We start from the raw sequence: 22,771 nt of genomic DNA on the forward strand, positions 1-22,771 counted from the left end.
ACATTGGATCATTGCGTTTATGAGCACGTCAATGGATGGCCCTCCGGCGGGGCAGCTTCTGAAAGGCATCGTCAACGAGCGCGAGAGTCAATTGCGGCTCGTCACCAGCGTTCGCCTGAGATGGGTGGCGGTGCTTGGGCAGCTCGGCGCGATCTCCGCCGTGACACTGCTTTACGGTTTTCCTTTGAATATCGGCAGTTGTCTCGTGCTGATTGCGGCGTCGGCATGGCTCAACGTGTTCCTGTCCATTCGCTATCCGGCGCGCCATCGTTTGACGACACACTTCGCCTTTGCGCTGCTCGTTTACGATGTGTTGCAGCTCGCAGGGCTTTTGTATCTGACGGGCGGGATCCAGAATCCCTTCGCGGTTTTGCTGGTTGCGCCGATCACGGTCGCATCGGCGACGCTGCCGCCACGTTACACGCTTTTTCTCGGCGCGATGGTGATCGCCGCCGGAACGCTGCTCATCAGCCATCACTATCCGTTGCCGTGGTACCAGGGCATGCGGTTCGATCTGCCACGAGATTATAAGGTCGGTGCGTTGATCGCGCTGATCTCGACGATGGGCTTCATGGCCTTTTTCACGTGGCGATTGAACAAGGAATCGCGACAGATGTCGGCGGCGCTTGCCGCAACCGACATGGTTCTCGCGAGCGAACAGCGCCTGCACGCGCTCGATGGCCTGGCGGCTGCGGCGGCCCATGAACTCGGTACGCCGCTGTCGACGATCGTTCTGGTTTCGAAGGAGCTCGAATACGAGCTCGGCAAGGACAGCCCATATCGCGAAGATCTTCAGCTCTTGCACAGCCAGGCGCGGCGGTGCCGTGAAATTCTGCAGAAGCTAACGCGCAAGCCCGACGAGCAGGATCCGATGCATGCGAGCCTGACCGTTGTCGAGCTTCTCGAAGAAGCTTCGGCGGCGCATCGGTCCGCGGGCAAGCGCATCATCATCTCGGCCAATCCGCTGCCCGGACTCGACGACGAAGTGCGGATCGAACCTGTCGCGCACCGGCGACCGGGTGTGATCTACGGCCTCGGCAACCTCATTGAGAACGCCGTGAGCTTTGCGCAGTCGGAGGTGCAACTATCGGCGCGCTGGAACGGCTCGCACGTTTACTTCACGATCACGGACGATGGTCCGGGCTTCGCGCCGGAAATGATGGACTCGATCGGCGAGCCCTACGTCACTTCTCGACGTTATGAGGATAAAGGCGAGCACGGCCATTCAGGCCTCGGGCTCGGGCTTTTCATCGCCAAGACCTTGCTGGAGCGGTCGGGGGCAACGGTGACGTTTTCAAACCTGTCGCCTCCGCGCCGGGGGGCTAACATCCAGATTTCTTGGCCAAGAACGGCGTTCGAGCTGCCGCCGGGGGCCTTCAATTGGCCGGGACGGCGTGGTATGCCTCTAAATGCGGCCTAGACTGGCAATTTGCCGCTAAAGCCCTGTCTTTTATTGCCCGCGAAGTAACCTTTCGGGTTGCTTTTTGCTTGCTTAAGGGACGTTAGCCCTTTAGGCCGCATAAGAAATATGGCCTGTCATGAAAAAAGCTAACGGATAAACCGTGATGCGGGAGGCTCCCTTGGTTACCGAAGACCTGTCTTTTAAGCAGGATGAATTGCCGGCCGACCGTTCGTTGGTCATCGTCGATGACGACCGGTCCTTCTTGCAACGTCTGGCGCGCGCAATGGAGCTTCGCGGCTTCGAAGTCCGCTTTGGCCACTCGGTTGCGGAAGGCGTCGATCTGATCCGCGAGAAGGCTCCGGCTTTCGCCGTTGTCGATATGCGTCTTGAGGATGGTTCGGGCCTCGACGTCATTGCCGAACTGGCGAAGGCTCGTCCCGATTCGCGCGCTATCGTGCTGACGGGTTACGGCAACATCGCGACAGCTGTTTCGGCTGTGAAACTCGGCGCTGTCGATTATCTCGCGAAGCCTGCCGATGCCGACGACGTGACGGACGCGCTTCTGGCGCCGACGGACGCGAAGGCGCCGCCGCCGGAAAACCCGATGTCGGCCGATCGCGTGCGCTGGGAACACATTCAGCGCGTCTATGAGCTTTGCAATCGCAATGTCTCGGAGACGGCACGCCGGCTCAACATGCATCGCCGCACGCTGCAGCGGATTTTGGCGAAGCGCGCGCCGAAGTAAGCGCGCCGCTTTCGCAACTGCTACCTCACACGACTTATTCGATCGCGAGGCCGGGGTCGATCTGCGCCAGCAGACGCATCGACGCCGTGCGCGCGATCGCTATCGTTAACGCCTTCCGCCGCGCGGCCGTCAGCGGATGCGGTGGCGGCGGACGCACCAAATCTCCAGCATAGGCGTCAGCGAGAATAAGCCCGGTATCGGGCGGCAGGATCTCCGATGGAAAATCGGGCGCCACCGCAAAGAGCAGCGCATCGCAGTACTCACGGTACTCCGGCCATTTCTGATCGGCGCGGAAGTCGGCAATGCTCGACTTGATCTCTACGATCCAGATCTCGCCGTTGCGTCCGATAGCGAGAACGTCGGCGCGACGGCCGTTACCGAGTGTGATCTCGTGCAAACTTTCGAAGTTGAGCGTGCGCAGCAGGCGCTGCGTGCCGCGCAGGATTGCACGTGCCCGCTCGTAGTTGCGCACGACCTCGGTCGCCGCGCTGTCCGTATTCGGGACAGGCTGAAAAGGATTCGTTGAGGAAGAGGAACCGTCGGTCATGGTCCCGCCATTATGACCGTGCGACTGTTGCAGACAAGCTGGCAGCGGGGACGGCCTCTTGGTCGTCCAAAACGTCGTTCGAGGGGATAGGGTCCCCGGGGGGAGAGCGTGCGAATGGTCTTCTGGCGCAACAGATCGGAGAAGAAGGCCGAGGCGCCGGTCACAGTCGAAGCGGAAACGCCGCCACCGATCACTACCGTCAAGCAGGCAGCAGCTGAGCAGCCTGCGGCGGAGGTCGCGGTGGACACAGTTGATACCATCGAGGCCGAAGCATCAACCAATGTGGTGACGCTCGTGACCAGTCGGCTTGCTGATCGCCTCGCGGATGTTGCGCCTACTGGCGAGCGTGGCGCGGCAAAGGATCAGCGCTCCGTCACGGAGACGCCCGCGCGCGATCTGGCGCAGATCAAGCCGGTCGAGCAGACGCATTTCTTCGGACAGAAACGAGCCATCGGCAAAATTCGCGCGGCGCTCGGCGCCGGTCGCGGCGAACATCTGCTCATCCTGGGCGAGCCGGGCACCGGCCGATTGGAACTCGCGGAAGCGCTCGGCACCGAAGTGGATCGTGCGCCTGCCGCCGACTGGATCTTCGTGGTGGATCCCAACGCGCCGTCGCGAGCTAAAGGGTTCGAGTTGCCGCCGGGCGAAGGCGCGCGGTTCCGACGCGATACGAGAATTACGCTCGACAAAGCGTGCGCGGCGTTTGGACGTTATCTAAAAAGCGAAGAGCACCGCATCAGTCTCGATCTCCTCGAAGAAGACATGCGCTATCGCAGCGAGCGCGCGGTCGAATCCATTCGTCGCCGGGCTGAAGCGCAGAACATTGCGGTCGTGAAATCTCTCGACGGCTACGTGCTGGCGCCGATGCATGAAGGGCGCGTCGTGCGCTCGGATGTTTTTCGGGCGCTGCCGGAAGCTTTGAAACGCAACGTCGAAGCGAAGATCACGGTGCTCGAAGACGAGTTGCAGTCGATCGTCGCGACGTTGCCGGACGCCGAATTCGAAGCCAGCGAGAAGCATGACGTGCTCATTCGTCAAGCGGCGCTCAGGACATTGCGTCCGGGCTTGGCTGCCGTTCGGCGCGCTTATGCCGATGGGCTTTCCATCGGTGCGGCGCTCGATGCTATCGAAGAGGCGTTTCTTTCGGCGGCCACACGCCATGCAGGGACCGAGACTTTCGCGCCGGTCATTTTTCTCGATTCCGAGGACGTGCAACTCGTCGATCCGACAGTGCCGAGTAAAGTCGTCATTGCGCGGCAGGCGTCGGCAACCGATCTGCTCGGCGAGGTCAGCCGCGATGCGCTGGGGTTTCCTGTTCTTCTTCCCGGCCACTTGATGCGCGCCGGGTCGGGAATCGTCATCGTTGAGGCGTGGCGGCTCGCGGCCGATCCGGCGGCTTGGCTGGTGCTCAGTGCTGCAATCCGCAGCAAGCAAATTTCTCCACTCAGTGCGCCGGGCGTCGGCGTAAAGATTGATCCGATGCCGTTTGCTGCGACCGTCGTGCTGGTCTCGGATGCGCAGTCGTGGTCGAAGCTCGAAGCCATTGAGCCCGGTATTGCGCGATATTTTCCGCACGTCGCAAAGCTCGCAGACACGGTGCCGATGTCGGAGCTCAGCGAGGACGAGTTCGCGAAAGGCGCGGCGCGGCTGGCGGTCGATCATGGTCTTCGCCCGATCAACGCCGGTGTAGCGCCGCTTATCTATAAGGACGCTGTTCGTCGCGGTGGCGGGCGTGTGTCGCTTGCCGGCATTCAGCTTCTGCATCTGCTGCAAGAAGCCGATGCCATCGCCGCAGATCACTCGGCGTCGCAAATTCGCGTGGCCGATCTCAACGCAGCGCTCGCCCGCCGCGCCGATGGCGATACGCCGTGATCGCCCACGTCGCCGAAGCATCGGAACTGAGCGGGCGGGTCGTGCTCTGGCTCGATCCGGAAGCCGAATATCCGGCGTCTCGGCTTGAGGCTCCGGTGCGCCTCGCGGCAGCTTATGGCGCCGAGATTGAAACAGTCGTCATTGCGGATGCCAGCAGCGGCTTGACCGAGGATGTGCCGATCCGCGTTATCGCGCCTTCCGGTGCCTCAGGTCGCCGCGATTTCTCCGAGCATGATCACCGCTTCGAGCTTCTGGTGACGCGGTGCCGCCGGGCGGTTGACAATGTGGGCGCGGCGCACGGCGTTCGGGTGCGGCATGCCTTGGCCAGCGGCGATGCCGTCGACCGGATTTCCGAAATGTGCGTTGAACGCGGCCCTTGGAATATCGTTGCGCTGGGGCGGATGCCGGTGTCGGGCAGCGATAACGTCATCGGGACGCTGCTTGCGAACGTCAGCGGTGCGACCGGCTTTCTGCTCTGCGGACCGCAGCGAACGAAACAGCCGCGCGTGGTCGTAATCGTCGAAGATGCCGAACGTTTGACGTCGATGCTGCGGGCGGCCGAGCGGCTGTCGGGTCCGCGCGGGCCGGTGCATGTCGTCATCGGCGCCGATACGGCCGAGTCTTATGCCGAGATCGAAGCGCAGTCGCGGCTGATCGCGCTCGAATTCCATGTGCCTGTCGTGTTCGAAGAGGTCGGGCCGACGTTCGGCGTGCCGGAAGCGCTGACGGAAGTCGTTGCGCGGCTGCGGCCGAGCCTCGTCATCGCCGTGTTCGGCGGGGCGGCCATTGCGGACGGACGCGAGCTGTCGCGTGCGTCCGTCGTCGCGCGCGCGCCGATCCTGCTGGTGCGATAGATAGCATTCGAATTGTCCTCCACGAGGAAACGTCTCGCTCGATCACGTCATTGACGCCTTGGAGGCGGCCTTCCTGGAGCACACACTCAAGGATCTTACCCGCAGTTCTGGATGGCCGGGTCAAGTCCGGCTAAGGTGTGAAAAAGGTGTGCACGGCAGCGCGAGAAAGGAAATTCAAATGACCGGCGATACGATAGCTGGCGCGTCGGAACCACTTTCAAGGCTGCTCGGACGCTGGATCTGCATGGATGAATGGTCCACGTGGGTCGCGATCGAAATTGAGTGGGTGCCTGGTCAGCGAATTAGTGTAAGGGCGACTGATACCAATGACTCAGAAAACGCCGAAATATATGACGTGAAGTTCGAAGGCGAAGTTTTGGAATTCGCGGCGCATTGGTCAACCGGATATTTTACAAAATATAAAGTCCGCGCGTTGGGTCATCACATGGAAGTCACTGCTACTTACACGCGCGTGGATCATTTTAAAAAAGCATAAGTCTCATCTGCGTTCGGGCCGAGCTAGTTAGGTTTAGTCGCCTGCTTTTTCGACTTGCGGATGGAAGAACTCCGGGCCGGAGCCGATGATCTGCGGGTCGTGCTTGCCGATGGCGTCGAGATCGCGGTCTTCGTAGTCGATCGCCAGCAGCACATGACGGATGGTTTCGAGGCGGGCGCGGCGCTGGTCGTTGGCGCGAACGACGACCCAGGGTGCAATCGCGGTGTGGGTGAAGCGGAACATCTCGACCTCGGCGCGAGTGTAATCGTCATAGCGGTTGAGCGAGGCCATATCGACCGGCGACAGCTTCCACTGTTTCAGCGGATCTTGCGCGCGGTCGTGGAAGCGCTCGATCTGCATTTCGCGGCCGATGGTGAGATAAAACTTGAAGAGCTTGATGCCGTCGCGGACGAGCAGGCCTTCGAATTCGGGCGCCTCGCGCAGGAAAACGGCGAGTTGGTCTTCGGTGCAGAAGCCCATCACGCGCTCGACGCCGGCGCGATTGTACCAGGAGCGGTCGAATAGCACGACTTCGCCCGCAGTCGGCAGATGCACGGCATAGCGTTGGAAGTAGAGTTGTCCGCGTTCGGTTTCGGTGGGCTTGGGCAGAGCGACGGTGCGCGTGTTGCGCGGGTTCATGTGCTCGTTGAATGCTTTGATGCACGAGCCTTTGCCGGAGCCGTCGCGGCCTTCGTAGAGGCACAGAATGCGATTGCCGACCTTGAGATTGTACCTTTGCAGCTTCATCAGCTCGATCTGGAGCGCAAGAAGCCGCTCTTCGTAGTCCTCGCGCTTCATGCGCTTGTCATAGGGATAGCCGCCGGAACGCATGGCGGCGTCTTCGATTTCCTTCGGAAGTTTTGGATCAGCGAGAGAGAAACCCTTCGGCAACGGCGACGTGTGCTCGAACGTCTCGTCCATGCCGCCGTTATGGATCGACATAGCGGTAGCAGCCTCGTCTGGCAGCGGCTCGTCTTCCAGCCTTTCGTGTTTTTTGTCTTTGCGCTTGCTCTTCGACATTTACCATCTCCGGCCCATAACGATGGTGAGCCTAGCATGCCGCTTCAAGGCGGTGTCGCTTGGCACTTTCGATGGTCAATCGCGTTCTAAAATGGGAAAGCCAGCAGTCACCCCCGCGACTGCTGGCTTTCCGCTTCTTCCGCCAAGCCTGCCCCCCAGCCGGCCGGCGGGCAATCCCGTCAGGATCTCTGTTTTGGATCGGAACCAGCGATGGCAGGCGCCGGAAGGCTGACCGCAACAGGCGCTTCGATCTCGGTGCGTTCGCGGCGACGCGGAGCGACCGGCTGGAACGCGCGGCGGGCATGCACCTCGCAATAGGGCAGCGCGGGAACCTTCGGTTTGCCGCAGAAATGGAAATCGGCAGATTGAGGATCGCCGATCGGCCAGCGGCAGCTGCACTCGCTCAGCGTCTGAATGGTTTTGCGCTCGGCGACCGGAATCTCGATCTCCTCTGCAGGCGCCACGTAAGTTTCGGCGTCTACATAGAGCGCGCGCACGGCCGGATTGCCGACTTGCGCAAAGCGCGGTTTGTTGACGGGCCGTTTCACATTCGCCAAGCGGGTGCGCGGGCGGTGCGACTTCATCCGCGAGGTGGTGGCGCGGCCGGAAAGGCCCAGGCGATGGACTTTGCCGATGACAGCGTTGCGCGTTACGCTGCCGAGGCGTCCGGCGATCTGGCTGGCGCTCAGTCCTTCAGACCAGAGTCTTTTTAAAAGGTCCACGCGCTCATCAGTCCACATAGCGTCGATTGCTCCCTCTCGAGCCGCATCAGCGGCGGAACACCCCCCGGTGCCCGCGATTACCCCGGCCGAAATCGAGCCCATGCCAAGCGCGCGTAAACGAACGCGACGCGCGGCGAAGGACGACGGTCCCAAACCGGTTACAAACGCAAAAACTTGAGAAGACGCAGAACAGAAACGCGCGAGAGACGCGGGCGGCCGCCAACTGGCAGATTGCCCAAAGCGCGGTCAGAGCCGATACACAACCGAGGATTTAGCGACTGGCGCCGCCATATCTCGTGGCCTGACTAGGAGAGATTACAACATGCTGAATCCCGCCTACAAGCCGGAGCTTTCACATTAGGGGTATTGACAGGGAAAAGTTGCGAGGAGGCCACAGACGATTCGCAGCAGGGGATATGTCAGATTTCCGTGCATGGCTGGGGGCGATTCAACCATAAGCATCTGGCGTTGAACTTTGGGTTCGGGATCGCGGGCGGCGCGGCAGAGCTTTTATTGACAGCGAAGCCGTCAGGAGGTATCAGGGGTTGTGATCGAGCCGCCGAATTTGGCGGCTTTTTGATTTTCTGCTCAGGGTTATCCACGCGCCATGGGAAGTTCCTCTGCTGCGTTGGGGAAAGCTCCCCGTAGCGCTTCAGACACAGCTGTTTCCAGCGGCCCATCGTCCGCTGTGATGGGTACATATGCCCGCCAGGACGTCGTCTTCGTCCGTGGCGAGGGCTGCTGGCTGACATCCGATACCGGAGAGCGCTATCTCGATTTCGGCTCCGGCGTTGCCGTCAACGCGCTGGGGCATGCGCATCCGCAACTCGTCGCGGCGCTGAAAGCCCAGGCGGAAAAGCTCTGGCATACGTCGAACCTTTATCGCGTCGAAGGCCAGGAGACGGTCGCCGAGAAGCTGACGCGGCTGACGTTCGCCGAAACGGTTTTCTTCTGCAATTCCGGGGCGGAAGCGTGCGAAGGCGCGATCAAGGTGGCGCGCCGCTATCATTATGTTTCCGGCCAGCCCGAACGGCAGCGGATCATTGCGTTCCGCGGCGCCTTCCATGGGCGGACGCTGGCGACGCTGGCTGCCGCGGGCAATGAGAAATATCTCGAAGGTTTCGGGCCGACGGTCGAGGGCTTCGACCATGTCGACCTCGGCGATGTCGCGGCCGTCGAAGCGGCGATCGGGCCGGAAACCGCCGCGATCATGCTGGAGCCGATCCAGGGTGAGGGCGGCGTTCGCACGGCGACGCCGGAATTTTTGAAAGCCGTTCGCGAGCTTTGCGACAAGCACGGTGTGCTGCTCGTGCTGGACGAAGTCCAGACCGGCATGGGCCGTACGGGCAAGCTCTTCGCGCACGAATGGGCAGGCATTACGCCGGACGTGATGGCGGTCGCCAAAGGCTTCGGCGGCGGCTTTCCCGTCGGCGCGGTGCTGGCGACGGCAGAAGCAGCGAAGGGCATGACGCCCGGCACACACGGCTCGACGTTCGGCGGCAACCCGCTCGGCATGGTGGTCGCCTCGACCGTCATCGACATTGTCTCCGAGCCGGATTTTCTCGAAGCCGTGCGTGATAAGACGCTGCGGCTGAAACAGGGTCTTGAAGGGCTCAAGGATCAGCACGCCGATCTTATCGAAGAGGTGCGTGGCGCCGGCCTGCTCATGGGGCTGAAGCTCAAGTCGCACGTCACGCCGCCGCAAGTGGTGAAAGCCGCCAACGCTGAAAAACTGCTGCTCGTCGGCGCGGGCGACAACTGCGTGCGCGTGCTGCCGCCTCTCATCGCGACCGATCAGGATATTTCCGATGGGTTGCTCGCTCTTTCCCGCGCGCTTGGCCGCGTGGCTGGTGAAACGTCCTGATGTCCGGCTTGGTAGAAGAGCTGGAGAAAGCTCCCGAATTCATGACCTCCAAACAGTCTCCTCGGCACTTCCTCGATATCTCAGATCTCGACGGCAAGACGCTGCGCAAGATCATCGACGCAGCGCACGCGATGAAGAAAGCGGGCAAGCGCGTTCCGAAGGAGCTGCGGCCGAAGGGCATCGAGGATCTCGTGCTGGCGATGATCTTCGAGAAGCCGTCGACGCGAACACGCGTTTCGTTCGATGTCGCCATGCGCCAGCTCGGCGGTGGCGGACTGGTTCTCAATCACACCGATTTGCAGCTTGGGCGTGGGGAGTCGGTAGCTGACACGGCGCGGGTGTTGTCGCGGTATGTCGACGGCATCATGATCCGCGCCAACGCGCACGCGACGCTGGCGGAGCTTGCGAAATACGCGACGATCCCGGTCATCAACGGTCTGACGGAAAAGAGCCATCCGTGTCAGGTGATGGCCGATATCCAGACGTTCGAGGAGCACTTGGGGCCGATCAAGGGTAAGACGGTCGCCTGGGTCGGTGACGGCAACAACGTTGCCGTGTCGTGGATGCATGCGGCGGTCCGCTTCGGCTTCAAGCTGCGGCTGGCGTGCCCGAAAGCGCTGTTCCCTGAAGATGAGGCCGTCGAGTGGGTCACACGCGAGAAGGGTGACGTCGAGATCGGGACGGACCCGGATCGTGCTGTGAAAGGCGTCGATTGCGTCGTGACTGATACCTGGGTTTCGATGGGTCAGTCGGATGCGGCGAAGCGCAAGAAGATGCTGGCGCCCTACGCGGTCGATGAAAAGCTGATGAGCAAGGCGGCGAAGAACGCGATCTTCATGCATTGCCTGCCCGCCTATCGGGGCCATGAGGTTTCGGAAGCTGTGCTCGAGGGTCCGCAGTCGGTGATTTTCGACGAAGCTGAAAACCGTCTGCATGCTCAGAAGGCCATTCTGGCGTGGTGCTTCGGCGCCTGATGGAGGGTTCTGCCGATGCCGGTTGATGCACCGCCAGCGCCGCCTTCCATTCCGGCAGATGATGTCGTCGTCGCGTTTCGTACGCAGAATTCAAATATTCGCGGGCGGCTCGTCCGGCTCGGTGCGACGCTCGATGCGATCGTCACGCCGCACGCGATGCCCGATCTTCCAGGGCGCGCTCTGTCGGAAGCGCTGGCGCTTGCGGCTTTGTGCGGATCTGCGCTGCCGCAAGGCGGCAATCTCAATCTGATGATGCGCTCAGACGGGGCGGTGTCCATTCTCGTTGCGGATTACGCAGCGAGCGGGAAGCTGCGTGGCTATGCGCGGTACGATGCCGAGAAACTTAAGGCCTTCACGCAAGGTGCGACGCGATCCGATATCGCGGCGGCGTTCGGGGACGGGCATCTGGCGATCACGCTCGATTCCGGGCCAGGTGAAGAGCGCTATCAGGGCGTGCTGGCGTTCGAGCATGCGCCGCTGTCGGGTACGGTCGCGGCCTACTTTCAGCAGCGCGAAAATCTGCCGACATTCATTCGCTCGGCTGTCGCAGAGCAGTACGTCGGATCGCGACAGGAGCCACATCCTCAGTCCCGCTGGCATCGGCGGGCAGGCGGCTTGATGGTGCAGAGCCTCGGCGCATCGGACGAGAGCGAGGGCCTGAGCGACGACGACTGGAAGCGCGTCGAAATGCTGGCGGCGACGGTTGAAGATCATGAGCTGCTCGATCCTGGGCTTTCGGTCGAGCGACTGTTGTTGCGGCTGTTCCACGAAGAAGCCGTGGCGGTTGAGCGTGTCATTCCGCTTTCGGCGTTCTGCCGGTGTAGCCGGGAAAAGGTCGAGAACGTGCTCTCGGCGTTCGGTGCGGCCGAGCTGTCGGACATGCTGGATGACAACGGCAAGATCGTCGTGACGTGCGAATTCTGCACGAAGCGATACGTCTTTTCGCCGGACGAGCTACGGGAGAGCGGGGGCTAGCTCGTCGCCCCGCCGCGCTCCGCGCTGGCGTTATTGCCCCGGAAGAGCGCCGTTTGCTGCCTGACCGACCTGGCCGCCCTGCTCACGCGGGTCGCTGTTTTGCGGCTTCGTTCCAGACAGGTCGTACTCCGTCTTCGAACGGGCGCTGGCGATCTGGTTGGCGTCGAGCTTACAGGTTCCGGACTTGTCCATCAGCACAAACGCCGGGTTCGGCTTGTCGACGAATTCCTGGCGCGAGACTTTGCCGTCGCCGTTGGCGTCGAAGTATTTGAGGTCGGCCGTTACGAACATCTTGTCGACGTTCGTCAGGTTCTGCCATTCGGTGGCGTCGAGAAAATCATCGTGGTTGGCGTCGGCGCCGTTGAATAGATCCTCGGCGTAGGACTTCCACTCGTCGCAGGTGACAACGCTATCGTGGTTCTGGTCCCAGCTTCCGGCCGCCTGAAGGTAAGCGCGGTCGATTTCGGAAATCGTGTTGCCGCTGCCGAACGGGTTGATCGAGCCGACGCTCGGGAGTGAGGCCGTAGAACAGCCGCCCAAGGCGATCGCCGCTGAAATCGCGCACGCGGATGCGGTAAGCAGATAGATGCGTTTCGACATGGGCGCGTCTCTTAAATTGCGATGCTCGGCGGCTAGGCTGGATTGGTACGCCGAACAGTGGGTCGGAAGCACGGCGGTAGCGGAAAAAAGTCGTGTGTTTGCTCAACTTGTCGCATGAGCTGTCGCAAGCGTGCCACACATCTTGGCGGATCGTAAGTCTTTGCAGACGCTTGTAATTTTCGGTTTATGCCGGAATTGGAGCGAAAAAACACGGTTCGAGGGCGATCACGTCTCGGCCCAGTCGCCGAGGCGGTCGAGAAAATCCATGCATTTCGCAATCTGGCTTTCGGCGATCCACTCGTCGGCGGTGTGGGCCTGCGCGATGTCGCCCGGGCCGCAGACGACGGCGGGAGCGCCTGCCTCCTGAAAGAGACCGGCCTCGGTGCCGTAGGAGACGCCGTAGGTTTCGTTTTGGCCGGTGAGCTTCAATGCGAGCGCGACGACCTCGGATTTTCGCTCGGCGCCGAACGGGGGAACGGCGTTGACACGTTCGATACGGATGTCGGCTTCCGGTGCGATTTCGTGCATTTCGGGAAGACAGCGCTTTTCCGCGAAACGGCGCAGGCGCGTTTCGATCTCGTCCGGGTCGAGGCCCGGCAGCGCACGAATGTCGAAAACGAACGTGCAACCGACCGGCACGATATTCGTTGCGGTGCCGCCGTCGATCTTGGTGACTTGAAGCGTCGAATAGGGCGGCTCAAAGCGGATGTCGATCACGCGCTGCTTCAGCTCTTGCTCCATGCGCTCGAGCTCGCCGATGAGGCGTGTGGCGTAGGTGACGGCATTGACGCCGAGATGCGCCATGCTCGAATGCGCAGCGCGGCCTTTGACGTCGACCTGCCAGCGCACCGGCCCTTTGTGCGCATCGACGACCTGCATGCTCGTCGGTTCGCCGACGATGACCATGCGAGGCTTGGGAAGATCCTTGCCGAGTTCGGCGATCATCGGGCGGACGCCGATGCAACCGATTTCCTCGTCGTAAGAAAACGCCAAGTGGATCGGCTTTTTGAGCTTGCGCGCCTTGTAGCTCGGAACGGCGGCAAGTGCGGAAGCTATAAAGCCCTTCATATCGGCGGAGCCGCGGCCGTAGAGCTTGCCGCCTTCGGATCGCAACGTGAACGGATCGCTGGTCCAGGTCTGGCCATCGACCGGCACGACGTCGGTGTGGCCCGACAGCGCAACGCCGCCTTCGTCGTCTGGTCCAATGGTCGCGTAGAGCGATGATTTCTGCCCGTCGTCGCTGACGATGCGGCGCGAGGCGACGCCGTGGCCTGCTAGATAATCTTCGACGAAAGCGATCAGCCCGAGATTGTTCTTCGAACTCGTCGTATCGAAGGCCACGAGGCGCGCGAGCAATTCGACGGGTGTGAAGCTTTTGCCTTTTGCTGCGCTCATCGGCTGATGGCCGGTCAGTTCATGCTGCGTCGCGTGTAGGGGCTATCGAGCGAGAACGCCGGAATGGCCACTTCGAAAAGCTGGCCAGCCTCGTCGGTCATCTGATAGCTGCCGACCATGATGCCTTGCGGCGTCTTGAGCGGGCAACCCGACGTGTAGTGAAATGCCTTGCCTGGCTCGATGACCGGCGTCTGGCCGACGACGCCAGCGCCGCGCACTTCCTCGGTGCGGCCGTGCGCGTCGGTGATCCGCCACATGCGCGAGCGAAGCTGCACGGTCTCGTTGCCGTCATTGGAGATTTCGACGGCGTAGGACCAGACGAAATGGCTGTCCTCGGGAGAGGACTGCTCTTCCATGTACTTCGGCTCGACGCGGATGCGGATGCCGCGCGTCGTCGATTCGTAGGCGTGAAAGTCGTCAGCGGCCTGCCGTTTTGTCGGCGTTGTCGGCGTACTTTTACTCATGGCTCCCATCACCCCGTCATCGTCTTCATCGCGTTGGCGAGATCGTCCGCCAAATCTTCAGCGGCTTCAAGCCCGATCGAAAGACGGATCATACCATCACTAATGCCGAGTTCCGAGCGCTGGTCGGGCGTCAGGCGGAAATGCGTCGTTGTGGCCGGGTGCGTAACGAGGCTCTTGGCATCGCCGAGATTGTTGGAAATACGGATGATGCGGAGCGCGTTAAGGCACCGGAATGCACCGGCTTTGCCGCCTTCGACCTCGAAGGCGACCATCTGGCCGCCGCCCGGCATCTGCTTGGCTGCAAGCGCCGCCTGCGGATGGTCGGCGCGGCCAGGGTAAATCACACGCGTCACGCCTTTGAGGCCGGTCAGCACATCGGCGATCTTGGCTGCCGTTTCGCATTGGGCTTTCACGCGGATCGGCAGTGTTTCAAGGCCTTTCAGCATGACCCAGGCGTTGAACGGGCTCATCGACGGGCCGGTCTGGCGCAGCCATTCCTGGACATACTTGCCGACGAAGTCGGTCTTGCCGAGCACGGCGCCGCCGAGGCAGCGGCCCTGGCCGTCGATGTGCTTCGTCGTGGAGTAGACGACGATATCGGCGCCGAGCGCCAGCGGCCGTTGCAGCATCGGGGTTGCAAAAACATTGTCCACGATCGTGAAGATGCCGTTGTCGTGGGCGATTTTGCAGACGCCGGCGATATCGACGAGTTCGAGCGTCGGGTTCGACGGCGTCTCGAAGAAGAACATCTTGGTATTCGGGCGAATGGCTGCCTTCCACGCGTCGAGGTCCTTGCCGTCGATCAGCGTCGCCTCGATGCCGAAGCGCGGACACAGCGTTTCGACGATGTAACGGCACGATCCGAACAGCGCGCGGGCGGCGACGATGTGATCGCCGGTTTTGACGTAAGACAGGATCGCGGCGGTGACGGCGGCCATGCCGGTCGCGGTGGCGCGGCATTCCTCGGCGCCTTCGAAGATCTTCAGGCGATCTTCGAACATCGAAATCGTCGGATTGCCGAAGCGCGTGTATTGATAGCCTGGATCTTCCTGCTTGAAGCGGGCTTCCGCCTGCTCGGCGCTGTCGTAGACGAAGCCCTGCGTCAGAAACAGACCTTCGGACGTCTCGCCCCAGTGCGAGCGGGTGATGCCCGCATGCACGAGCGCCGTCTCAGGCCGCCAGGCCGGATTGTTGTTCGGGAACTTCTCGTCATTCGCCATGGGCTTGGCCTTTCGCGCAATAAAAATCCCGGTTCCGAGCTGCCGGCTGATAAAAGCCGGGCGCGGGAAACCGGGTGCGCGCACGGCCTCTTTAGCGATTTGTTTAACGTGGCTGCAAGCCGGCCGGCCAAAGGACCACGAAATCGGCGTCGGGCTTACCGCTCGTGGCTGGTTGCGTCAAGAGGTGGACTTGAGGGGCCAGCAAAGCGTGTATGGTGAAGATTGCTGCCCTTGGCGAAGACTTGCGGCTGCTCTAGACGGGGTGCGAAGGGGCTGAGCCGAAACGAATGACCAAAGCAGAAAAATCCACGTCAGTGCATAAACGGCGCGAGCGCGCGGTCGGTATTCTGCCGTCGCAGGCGATTTCACACATGATCGCGGACGGGGAGATCGTGCTGGCGGAGCCGCCCGCGGAAGGTCAGGTACAGCCTGCAAGTCTCGATCTGCGGCTTGGCGCGGTTGCCTATCGCGTGCGTGCGAGCTTTCTGCCGCGTCCGGGCGGCAAGGTGCAGGGCAAGCTCGATGAATTGGCGTTGCATACGATTAGCCTCAGTCAGGGTGCGGTTCTCGAAACGGGCTGCGTCTATATCGTGCCGTTGCTCGAAACGCTGGCGCTTCCGGCGGATATCGAAGCCTCGGCAAACCCGAAAAGCTCAACCGGACGACTTGACGTGTTTACGCGCGTCATCGCGGATGGCGTCGGCGCGTTCGATCAGATTCCGCGCGGGTATCACGGGCCGCTTTATGCCGAGATCTGTCCGCAGACGTTTCCCATCGTGGTGCGTAAGGGATCGCGGCTGTCGCAAATTCGGTTCCGCAACGGGCCCGCCGCCGACAGCGACGAGGTACTGCGCGAGCTTCACGCCAAGGAACGATTGGTTTCGGCGCAGGACGCGGATATTGCAGGCGGCATCGCGCTGACCGTCGATCTTTCAGGTCACGGAGACGGTTTGGTCGGGTTTCGCGCGCGGCGGCATACGGGTGTCGTCGATGTCGATCGCGTCGGCGCCTATCCGATCGAAGATTATTGGGATCCGATCCACGTCAAGGATAAGCACCGGCTGATCCTCGATCCGGATCAGTTCTATATTCTGGCTTCGAAAGAAGCCGTGCATGTGCCGCCGACACACGCGGCCGAGATGGTGCCGTTCAACCCGCTGGTCGGCGAGTTTCGCGTGCATTATGCGGGTTTCATGGACCCAGGCTTCGGGCATGCCGCGGCGGGTGGCAACGGATCACGCGTCGTGCTGGAAGTTCGCTCGCACAAAGTGCCGTTCATTCTCGAAGACGGGCAAATCATTGGCAGGCTGATCTACGAGCGCATGATCGAGACGCCCGCGACGCTCTACGGTCAGGGCCTCAAATCGAACTATCAAGGCCAGGGCCTGAAGCTCTCGAAGCATTTTAAGTAGGTTCTTTGATTGCGATTGGCGACTTGGCTTCGCCAAGCCGGCCGCCAATCGCGGGCTCTTTATTGACGCGGATGCGTCGGCAAAAGCGCTTACATCTCGATGATCGGTTTGAAGCCGCCGTAGATCAGGCGTTTGCCGTCGAAGGGGGTGACTTTCATCAGGGTGGCGAAGCGTGGATCGCTCATTACCTTCTTGTTCACGGCGTCGCGGTGCGCGCGCGAATTGAAGACGATCCAGGAAAAGACGACGACCTCGCCGTCCTTCAGTTTGACGGCCTTCGTAAACGATGTGTGCTTGCCGGGCGGGACGTCATCGCCGACGCATTCGACGTAGGCGAGCGCGCCGTGCTCGCGCCAAACCTTGCCGGCTCGTTTCGACAGCTTGCGGTAATCTTTCAATCTCTCGAATGGGACCGGGACGACAAAACCGTCGACGTAGCTCATCTTTCTCTCCCTAGCGGACCGTAATGTCCGCCCTGGAGATAGGCATGACGGCGCGTCCGCCAAAGAGCTGCTGTCAGACGACGCGCCGTTTTAGCGTTTCTTCGATTTCTCGCTGGCTTTGAGGATCGACGCGATGACGCCCGGAAAACGCTTGTCGAGCTCTGCGCAACGCAGCGAATTGACGACTTCGGTGCCGCGACGTTCAGAACGGATCAGGCCCGCCTCGCGCAGCACCTGGAAATGATGCGACTGCGTCGATTTCGGCAGATCGGCCGGCGCGGCCTTGGAACAGTTCATGGCACAACCGCCGGTCGCCAGCGTTTTCACGATCTCAAGGCGTGTCGGATCGGCGAGCGCATAGAGCACGCTCTCAAGCGTCACGTCTTCAACGGCGGGATGAACAAAGGGCCTCTGCATAAGCAAAAAGATAACCACGAGAATGTGAGATTTCAATAGTTCGAAAATCTTGAACTACCGAATATAGGGATTATCTGATGCCTCGTCCGGGGTGCCGGCCGGATGGGCCGGCCAACCTTAGAAGGACAGATCGTTTGAGAAAAAACGCGAGATGAACATGTCCAAATCTCTTGCCGGAAAGATCGCAGTCGTCACTGGCGCCAGCCGTGGCATCGGGCGCAGCATTGCCGAAACGCTCGCGGCGGAAGGCGCGCTGGTCGCCGTCCATTATGGAAAAAGCAAAGCCGGGGCCGATGAAGTCGTCGCAAAGATCAAGGCCAGCGGCGGGGATGCCTTCGCAGTCGGCGCCGATCTGACGAAGAAGGGCGCGGCCCAGGCGTTGTTCGCTGGCGTCGATCAGGAGTTGAAGCAGCGCACGGGCGACACGAAGTTCGATATTCTCGTCAATAATGCGGGCATCGCGCCGTTCGTCGGTTTCAACGAGACGACCGAAGACGTTTTCGATGAGATCTACAACGTCAACGTCAAATCTCTGTTCTTTATCACGCAAGAAGCGGTCAAACGCCTCAAAGACAACGGGCGCATCATCTCGACATCCTCCGGTGTCGTCCGCACGCCGCTTCCGGCCGTTGCAGCCTATTCGATGCTCAAAGCTCCTCTCGATAATCTGGCGAAATCCTTGGCGGTGGAACTCGGACCGCGAGGCATTACCGTCAATACCGTGGCACCGGGCGTCATCAATACGGATATGGCCGCCGACTTTGTCAGCAATCCCGAGGGGCAGGCATTTGCGATCGGGAAGCAGGCACTGAAACGTATCGGTCAGCCCGAAGACGTCGCCGATGTCGTCGCCTTTCTGGCCAGTTCGAAGTCGCGTTGGATTACCGGTCAGACGGTCGATGTCACCGGCGGAAGCGTGCTGACCTTCTGATCTTTCGTCCCTACTTTCCCCTGTCGTTCTTCCCTTTAGACGCCAAAATCCCGCATTTTGGCGTTTTTTTTGCGTCTAAGCGTTATGTCGCGCTTGCTTTCGGGCAACAAATGCTGCTCTTTTCGCCGACCTCATTCGAAAAAGGCCCTAAAACAGCGTGTTTTTGGACTTTGTCGATGTAGTGTTCGAACTGAAAACGATTCGTATTCGCATCAAGAGGGATGACAATGGCAAAGGCAGCAGCGCCAGCAAAGAAAGCACCAGCCAAAGCGCCAGCTAAGGCTAAGATCGATACCGTCACGTTGAAGCACATGGCCGCGACGCTCGCGGAAACGCATGAGATTCCGAAGAAGCAGTCGGTTGCACTGCTCGAAGATCTCGTTGCTCAGATCGCGAAGAACCTCAAGAAGGGCGCGCGCATCCGTATCGGTGGCCTCGGCGTTCTTCAGGTCCGCAAGCGCCCGGCACGCATGGGCCGCAACCCGGCAACGGGCGAAGCCATCAAGATCAAGGCTTCGAAGAAGATCGCTTTCCGCGCCGCGAAAGAGCTGAAAGAGTCGATCTAAGACTCGGCCTCAGCGGGGTTGAATTCGAAAAGGCCGCCGGAGCCACGGCGGCCTTTTTTGTTGGCGCCGACGACTCCGCTTCGCGGAGCCGGCCGTCGGCGCGGGCATGTTGAAACAGTCGACGGCGGTCGGGCGACATGCGTTCCGCGCGCCGGCCGCCCGAAACGGAAGTTTTGTTGGCGCTCCCATTGCGGCGAGCCGGCCGCACGCTCGGGCTTGGAGCGGCAGTGGCGGACCAATTCATTCCGTCATCCCGGCGCAGGCCGGGATCCAGTCAACTCGCAACACTGGTCATTTTGAAACTTGTCTGGGTGCCGACCTCCGTCGGCATGACGGTGGTTTTGGCGCGGATCGCGTCTCACTCAACGGCCGACGACTGTTTCAACAAACTCGCGCTGGTGGCCGGCTCCGCGAAGGGGAGCCGAGGGCGCAGAGAAAAGCTTCAGCCGTTGCGGAAATAATTCGTGATGAAGCGTTCGTAGATCGTCGTCAGGGTTTCGAGATCGGAGATGCTCGTGTGCTCGTCGACCTGATGGATCGTGGCGTTGACGAGGCCGAACTCGACCACAGGGCAAATATCTCTGATGAAACGCGCATCCGACGTGCCGCCGCCGGTCGTCAGCGCGGGCGTCCGGCCGGTGACGGATTTGACCGCGTCTTTCAGTGTGGAAACAAGCGGGCCGGGCTTCGTCAGGAAGACGTCGCCGGTACCGGAAAATTCAAGATCGTATTTGGCGTCGACTTCTTTTGCGGCGGCGGCGACCGTCTTGCTGACCCAGTCTTCGATCTTGGGGCGCGTCCAGGCGTCGTTATAGCGAATATTCGCGCGCGCCACTGCGCGGCCGGGGATGACGTTCGTCGCTGTGTTCGGCACGGAGACGACCGTCACCTGCAAGTCCGACGGTTGGAAGTTTTCGGTGCCGTCGTCGAGTTTCGTGGTCGACAGCCGGTCGATGATGCGCGCGAGCTTCGGCACCGGATTGTCCGCGAGCTGCGGATAGGCCGAGTGGCCCTGCTTGCCGTGCACGATAAGATCGATTGTCAGCGAGCCCCGCCGCCCGATGCGGATTTCATCACCTAAAGCTTTCGGGTTCGACGGTTCGCCGACGAGACAGGCATCGACGACTTCGTCACGCGCTTTCAGCCAGTCGAGAATTTTCATCGTGCCGTTGATCGACGGGCCTTCTTCGTCGCCCGTGATGATGAACGACAATGAGCCGCGCGGCAGGCCATTGTAGTGATGAATGTACTTCATGGCGGCGGCGAGGAACGCGGCGACGCAGCCTTTCATATCGACAGCGCCGCGACCGTAGAGAATACCGTCGCGCACTTCTCCGGCAAATGGGGGGACCGTCCAGGCCGCTTCGTTGCCGACGGGAACGACGTCGGTATGGCCAGCAAACGAAAGATGCGGTCTGCCGGTACCCAGGCGCGCATAGAGGTTATCGACGTCGGGCGTGCCGGGTTCCGAGAACACGAGACGATGGCACGTGAAACCGGCCGGTTCGAGCACGTTTTGCAGCAGCGTCAGAGCGCCGGCTTCGTCGGGCGTGACGCTTTCGCAGCGAATGAGAGCCTGCGCGAGCGCTACGGGATCTGTCGGAACGAGGGTCATGATAAGCCGGGATTTCTAGAGGTCTGTTCGATCGATGGCAATGGTACGTCGCGGCCGTAGAGCGTTTCGATGATCGTAATTTTTTGCCAAATTTTATTCGACAGTTCCGATGTCAGCCGTTCCAGATCGCCTACCGTATCGACGATGACGGAGTCACTCAGCCGTTCGGCATAGAGAGCGGAGCATTTCGCTGTCAGCGACAGCATCTCAGAACAATAGTCCAGATAGCGGACGAGTTCGATGGGTGTCAGGTTGCGGGCCGGTGACTGCTCGGTTCTTATCGCGCCCATGGCGCTGGGGTCTTTGGTCAATTGGTGCATATCGATGACGTGCACGATGGAGCGAAGCTCGTGCAGCGCACTCAAGGCACGGGCGCGCTTCCAGCGGGTTTCGAGCGTCGAGACGAAGAAGGCGCCGCCGCCCAAGAGCACAACGAGATTGAACAGGGCGTCCAGACCCTGCACCGCTTCTGAGAGTTCGTCGGTGCCTTTGAGGGAAGAAATCTGCGATGTGAAGTAAAGCAACGTCGCCAGCGCTCCGCCGATCATGACAATCAAAAGCAGGCGCAGCACCCAGTTCGGACGCGAGACGTATTCGATGCGTTGCGATGTTTGTTTCGCAACGTCGATCAGGCTGTCGCAAACGCGCGACAGGCCCGATCCGGGAAATCGAGACGAGATGCGCAGCTCGAGCCTTTCGAGCGTTTCCACGATTTTCGCGGGGTCGAGGGCTCGGTAGCTGCGCGGCGCCACGATCAATCCCGCAAGAGTTCGTTGATGCTGGTCTTCGAGCGGGTCTTGGCATCGACGCGCTTGACGATGACGGCGCAGTAGAGGTTCGGGCCCGGCTCGCCGTTGGGCAGCTGCTTGCCCGGCATCGTTCCCGAGACGACTACGGAATAGGGCGGCACCTTGCCGAAGAATTTTTCCCCCGTGGCGCGGTCGATGATCGTCGTCGAAGCGCCGAGGTAGACGCCCATCGACAACACGGAGCCTTCGCCGACTTCGACGCCTTCGGCCACTTCGGCGCGGGCGCCGATGAAGCAGTTGTCTTCAATCACGACCGGACCGGCCTGGAGCGGTTCGAGCACGCCGCCGATGCCGGCGCCGCCTGAAATGTGGCAGTTCTTACCGATCTGCGCGCAGCTTCCGACCGTCGCCCAGGTGTCGACCATGGTGCCGCTGTCAACGTAGGCGCCGAGATTGATGAAGGCGGGCAGCACGACTGCGCCGGGGGCGATGTAGGCCGAGCGGCGGACGACTGCGCCGGGCAGGACGCGGAAACCGCCCTTGCGGAAATCAGCTTCGGTCCAGCCTGCGAACTTCGGAGGCACCTTGTCCCAGAAGTAGCTCCCGGCCGGGCCGCCCGAGATCATCTCCATGTCATTGAGGCGGAAGGACAAAAGAACGGCCTTCTTCAGCCACTGGTTGACGGTCCAAGCGCCGTTCACCTTCTCGGCGACGCGGACCTGGCCGTTGTCCAAGAGGTTCAGGGCCGTTTCGACGGCGTCGCGGACTTCGCCTTTGGTGTCGAACGAAATGCCGTCACGGGCCTCCCATGCCGCTTCAATGGTGGATTTCAGCGCATCGTTCGTCATGGGAAGTCTTCTCCAAGGGCTGGGTATCGTCATACGAGACGCGCCTTGTCGCCTCTTGGACGTGGGGTGTCAATTTCTGCTTGACCCTCGGCTTGTCTATTCCTGGTTGACCCGAGAGGCCGCCCACGGAGCATCCGCATAAAGGATGCTGGAAATCGGTTGCGTTCGGGCTTCGGTGTGATTCCGCCCGCATATCGAATCTGGCATGGTTCGCCCTCGTCGGACCGCGCCACTGCGGCCGCTGCAACAAGAAAGCGATGTCCATGGCGAAATCGGAAAGCACGAGCAAGAAAGTCGCGTCGGCTGCTTCGAAGGTCCTGAAGAGCAAGACGGCGACGAAGGCGGAAAAGGCGGTTGCGGCTTCGGCCCTGACGCAGAAGGGCAGCACGGAAACGACCAGCGCGAAAGTGGCTTCGTCTGCGGCCAAGATTTTGAAGAGCAAGACGGCCAGCAAGGAAGCCAAGTCGGCGGCGGCTTCGGCTCTGACGCAGAAGGTCAAGGCGGCGAAGAAGAAGTAATCTTCAAGAAACTGGCATCGTCCTCGGGCTTGTCCCGAGGATTGATTGAGCAATTGCCCGGGCGGGAACATGAATCCTCGGCATAAAGCCGAGGATGACGATTGCTTTCGGTAAGGCTGCTA

24 protein-coding genes and 1 riboswitch are annotated in these 22,771 nt (G+C 61.1%); of the genes, 12 read left to right on the forward strand and 12 right to left on the reverse strand.

Going from position 1 to position 22,771, the window contains the following annotated elements:
• Positions 1-19: 19 nt before the first annotated feature.
• A complete protein-coding gene (locus tag HYP802_RS0103060; RefSeq protein ID WP_244420945.1) occupies positions 20-1,420 on the forward strand; it encodes an ActS/PrrB/RegB family redox-sensitive histidine kinase in 1,401 nt (466 codons plus the stop codon).
• Between the two features lie 145 nt (positions 1,421-1,565).
• Positions 1,566-2,147: an ActR/PrrA/RegA family redox response regulator transcription factor gene (locus HYP802_RS0103065; protein WP_013945670.1), complete on the forward strand. Its 582-nt coding sequence runs from the start codon at positions 1,566-1,568 to the stop codon at positions 2,145-2,147.
• A gap of 34 nt (positions 2,148-2,181) precedes the next feature.
• Here HYP802_RS0103065 and HYP802_RS0103070 read toward each other — a convergent pair whose 3' ends face one another.
• Complete coding sequence (locus HYP802_RS0103070) at positions 2,182-2,694, reverse strand: MmcB family DNA repair protein (RefSeq protein WP_013945671.1); 513 nt, start codon at positions 2,692-2,694, stop codon at positions 2,182-2,184.
• A 114-nt stretch (positions 2,695-2,808) separates the two neighbouring features.
• Between HYP802_RS0103070 and HYP802_RS0103075 the strand changes: the two genes are divergently transcribed.
• The 3 genes from HYP802_RS0103075 to HYP802_RS22025 all read left to right on the forward strand — a co-directional run bounded on the left by HYP802_RS0103075 (position 2,809) and on the right by HYP802_RS22025 (position 5,916).
• Entirely contained in the window at positions 2,809-4,566 is a 1,758-nt protein-coding gene (locus HYP802_RS0103075) for an AAA family ATPase (RefSeq protein WP_013945672.1), read from the forward strand.
• Positions 4,563-5,420: a hypothetical protein gene (locus HYP802_RS0103080; protein ID WP_013945673.1), complete on the forward strand. Its 858-nt coding sequence runs from the start codon at positions 4,563-4,565 to the stop codon at positions 5,418-5,420. The genes HYP802_RS0103075 and HYP802_RS0103080 overlap by 4 nt, the downstream gene beginning before the upstream one ends.
• 178 nt (positions 5,421-5,598) lie before the next feature.
• Entirely contained in the window at positions 5,599-5,916 is a 318-nt protein-coding gene (locus HYP802_RS22025; RefSeq protein ID WP_013945674.1) for a hypothetical protein, read from the forward strand.
• Between the two features lie 33 nt (positions 5,917-5,949).
• Here HYP802_RS22025 and ppk2 read toward each other — a convergent pair whose 3' ends face one another.
• Positions 5,950-6,936: a polyphosphate kinase 2 gene (ppk2, locus tag HYP802_RS0103090; protein WP_013945675.1), complete on the reverse strand. Its 987-nt coding sequence runs from the start codon at positions 6,934-6,936 to the stop codon at positions 5,950-5,952.
• A gap of 179 nt (positions 6,937-7,115) precedes the next feature.
• Entirely contained in the window at positions 7,116-7,676 is a 561-nt protein-coding gene (locus HYP802_RS0103095) for a GcrA family cell cycle regulator (RefSeq protein WP_013945677.1), read from the reverse strand.
• A gap of 673 nt (positions 7,677-8,349) precedes the next feature.
• Here HYP802_RS0103095 and HYP802_RS0103100 point away from each other — a divergent pair.
• The 3 genes from HYP802_RS0103100 to HYP802_RS0103110 are packed head-to-tail and all read left to right on the forward strand — an operon-like array spanning position 8,350 to position 11,471.
• Complete coding sequence (locus tag HYP802_RS0103100; RefSeq protein ID WP_024275111.1) at positions 8,350-9,522, forward strand: aspartate aminotransferase family protein; 1,173 nt, start codon at positions 8,350-8,352, stop codon at positions 9,520-9,522.
• On the forward strand, positions 9,522-10,496 hold the full coding sequence (argF, locus tag HYP802_RS0103105) for an ornithine carbamoyltransferase (protein WP_013945680.1): 975 nt from the start codon (positions 9,522-9,524) through the stop codon (positions 10,494-10,496). Before HYP802_RS0103100 ends, argF begins: the two co-directional genes overlap by 1 nt.
• 15 nt (positions 10,497-10,511) lie before the next feature.
• Complete coding sequence (locus HYP802_RS0103110; RefSeq protein ID WP_024275113.1) at positions 10,512-11,471, forward strand: Hsp33 family molecular chaperone HslO; 960 nt, start codon at positions 10,512-10,514, stop codon at positions 11,469-11,471.
• Between the two features lie 30 nt (positions 11,472-11,501).
• Here the strand turns inward: HYP802_RS0103110 and HYP802_RS0103115 are convergent, their stop codons facing one another.
• The 4 genes from HYP802_RS0103115 to metZ form a co-directional block, all read right to left on the reverse strand.
• Complete coding sequence (locus tag HYP802_RS0103115; protein ID WP_013945682.1) at positions 11,502-12,071, reverse strand: histidine kinase; 570 nt, start codon at positions 12,069-12,071, stop codon at positions 11,502-11,504.
• Positions 12,072-12,296: 225 nt separating this feature from the next.
• On the reverse strand, positions 12,297-13,466 hold the full coding sequence (gene argE / locus HYP802_RS0103120) for an acetylornithine deacetylase (RefSeq protein WP_024275114.1): 1,170 nt from the start codon (positions 13,464-13,466) through the stop codon (positions 12,297-12,299).
• 14 nt (positions 13,467-13,480) lie between these two features.
• Positions 13,481-13,930: a Co2+/Mg2+ efflux protein ApaG gene (apaG, locus tag HYP802_RS0103125; RefSeq protein WP_024275115.1), complete on the reverse strand. Its 450-nt coding sequence runs from the start codon at positions 13,928-13,930 to the stop codon at positions 13,481-13,483.
• An 8-nt stretch (positions 13,931-13,938) separates the two neighbouring features.
• Positions 13,939-15,150 carry an O-succinylhomoserine sulfhydrylase gene (metZ, locus tag HYP802_RS0103130; protein ID WP_013945685.1) on the reverse strand — a complete coding sequence of 404 codons (1,212 nt, stop codon included), beginning with the start codon at positions 15,148-15,150 and terminating at the stop codon, positions 13,939-13,941.
• Between the two features lie 70 nt (positions 15,151-15,220).
• A riboswitch (SAM riboswitch) is annotated at positions 15,221-15,299 on the reverse strand.
• Positions 15,300-15,437: 138 nt separating this feature from the next.
• On the opposite strand from metZ, the gene HYP802_RS0103135 reads away from it, so the two are divergent.
• Complete coding sequence (locus HYP802_RS0103135; RefSeq protein ID WP_013945686.1) at positions 15,438-16,562, forward strand: 2'-deoxycytidine 5'-triphosphate deaminase; 1,125 nt, start codon at positions 15,438-15,440, stop codon at positions 16,560-16,562.
• A gap of 89 nt (positions 16,563-16,651) precedes the next feature.
• Here the strand turns inward: HYP802_RS0103135 and HYP802_RS0103140 are convergent, their stop codons facing one another.
• Together HYP802_RS0103140 and HYP802_RS0103145 are read right to left on the reverse strand one after the other, a co-directional pair.
• Entirely contained in the window at positions 16,652-17,005 is a 354-nt protein-coding gene (locus HYP802_RS0103140; RefSeq protein WP_013945688.1) for a DUF1428 domain-containing protein, read from the reverse strand.
• Between the two features lie 90 nt (positions 17,006-17,095).
• Complete coding sequence (locus tag HYP802_RS0103145) at positions 17,096-17,422, reverse strand: metalloregulator ArsR/SmtB family transcription factor (RefSeq protein WP_013945689.1); 327 nt, start codon at positions 17,420-17,422, stop codon at positions 17,096-17,098.
• Between the two features lie 157 nt (positions 17,423-17,579).
• Between HYP802_RS0103145 and HYP802_RS0103150 the strand changes: the two genes are divergently transcribed.
• Both HYP802_RS0103150 and HYP802_RS0103155 read left to right on the forward strand, forming a co-directional pair.
• Positions 17,580-18,353 carry an SDR family oxidoreductase gene (locus tag HYP802_RS0103150; RefSeq protein ID WP_013945690.1) on the forward strand — a complete coding sequence of 258 codons (774 nt, stop codon included), beginning with the start codon at positions 17,580-17,582 and terminating at the stop codon, positions 18,351-18,353.
• 227 nt (positions 18,354-18,580) lie between these two features.
• Positions 18,581-18,919 carry an HU family DNA-binding protein gene (locus HYP802_RS0103155; protein WP_013945692.1) on the forward strand — a complete coding sequence of 113 codons (339 nt, stop codon included), beginning with the start codon at positions 18,581-18,583 and terminating at the stop codon, positions 18,917-18,919.
• A 442-nt stretch (positions 18,920-19,361) separates the two neighbouring features.
• On the opposite strand, the gene dapE is transcribed toward HYP802_RS0103155, so the two are convergent.
• From dapE to dapD, 3 genes are read right to left on the reverse strand one after another with little or no spacing between them, the layout of a single operon-like run.
• Positions 19,362-20,534, reverse strand: coding sequence for a succinyl-diaminopimelate desuccinylase (dapE, locus tag HYP802_RS0103165; protein WP_013945694.1), 1,173 nt, complete (start codon positions 20,532-20,534; stop codon positions 19,362-19,364).
• Positions 20,531-21,286, reverse strand: a complete 756-nt coding sequence (locus HYP802_RS0103170; protein WP_024275117.1) for a hypothetical protein — start codon at positions 21,284-21,286, stop codon at positions 20,531-20,533. Before HYP802_RS0103170 ends, dapE begins: the two co-directional genes overlap by 4 nt.
• A 2-nt stretch (positions 21,287-21,288) precedes the next feature.
• On the reverse strand, positions 21,289-22,131 hold the full coding sequence (gene dapD, locus HYP802_RS0103175) for a 2,3,4,5-tetrahydropyridine-2,6-dicarboxylate N-succinyltransferase (protein ID WP_013945696.1): 843 nt from the start codon (positions 22,129-22,131) through the stop codon (positions 21,289-21,291).
• 263 nt (positions 22,132-22,394) lie between these two features.
• Here dapD and HYP802_RS0103180 point away from each other — a divergent pair, with 263 nt between their 5' ends.
• Positions 22,395-22,649 carry a hypothetical protein gene (locus HYP802_RS0103180; protein ID WP_013945697.1) on the forward strand — a complete coding sequence of 85 codons (255 nt, stop codon included), beginning with the start codon at positions 22,395-22,397 and terminating at the stop codon, positions 22,647-22,649.
• Positions 22,650-22,771 lie beyond the last annotated feature (122 nt).

This window comes from Hyphomicrobium sp. 802 (assembly GCF_000526135.1).
Lineage (GTDB): Bacteria > Pseudomonadota > Alphaproteobacteria > Rhizobiales > Hyphomicrobiaceae > Hyphomicrobium_B.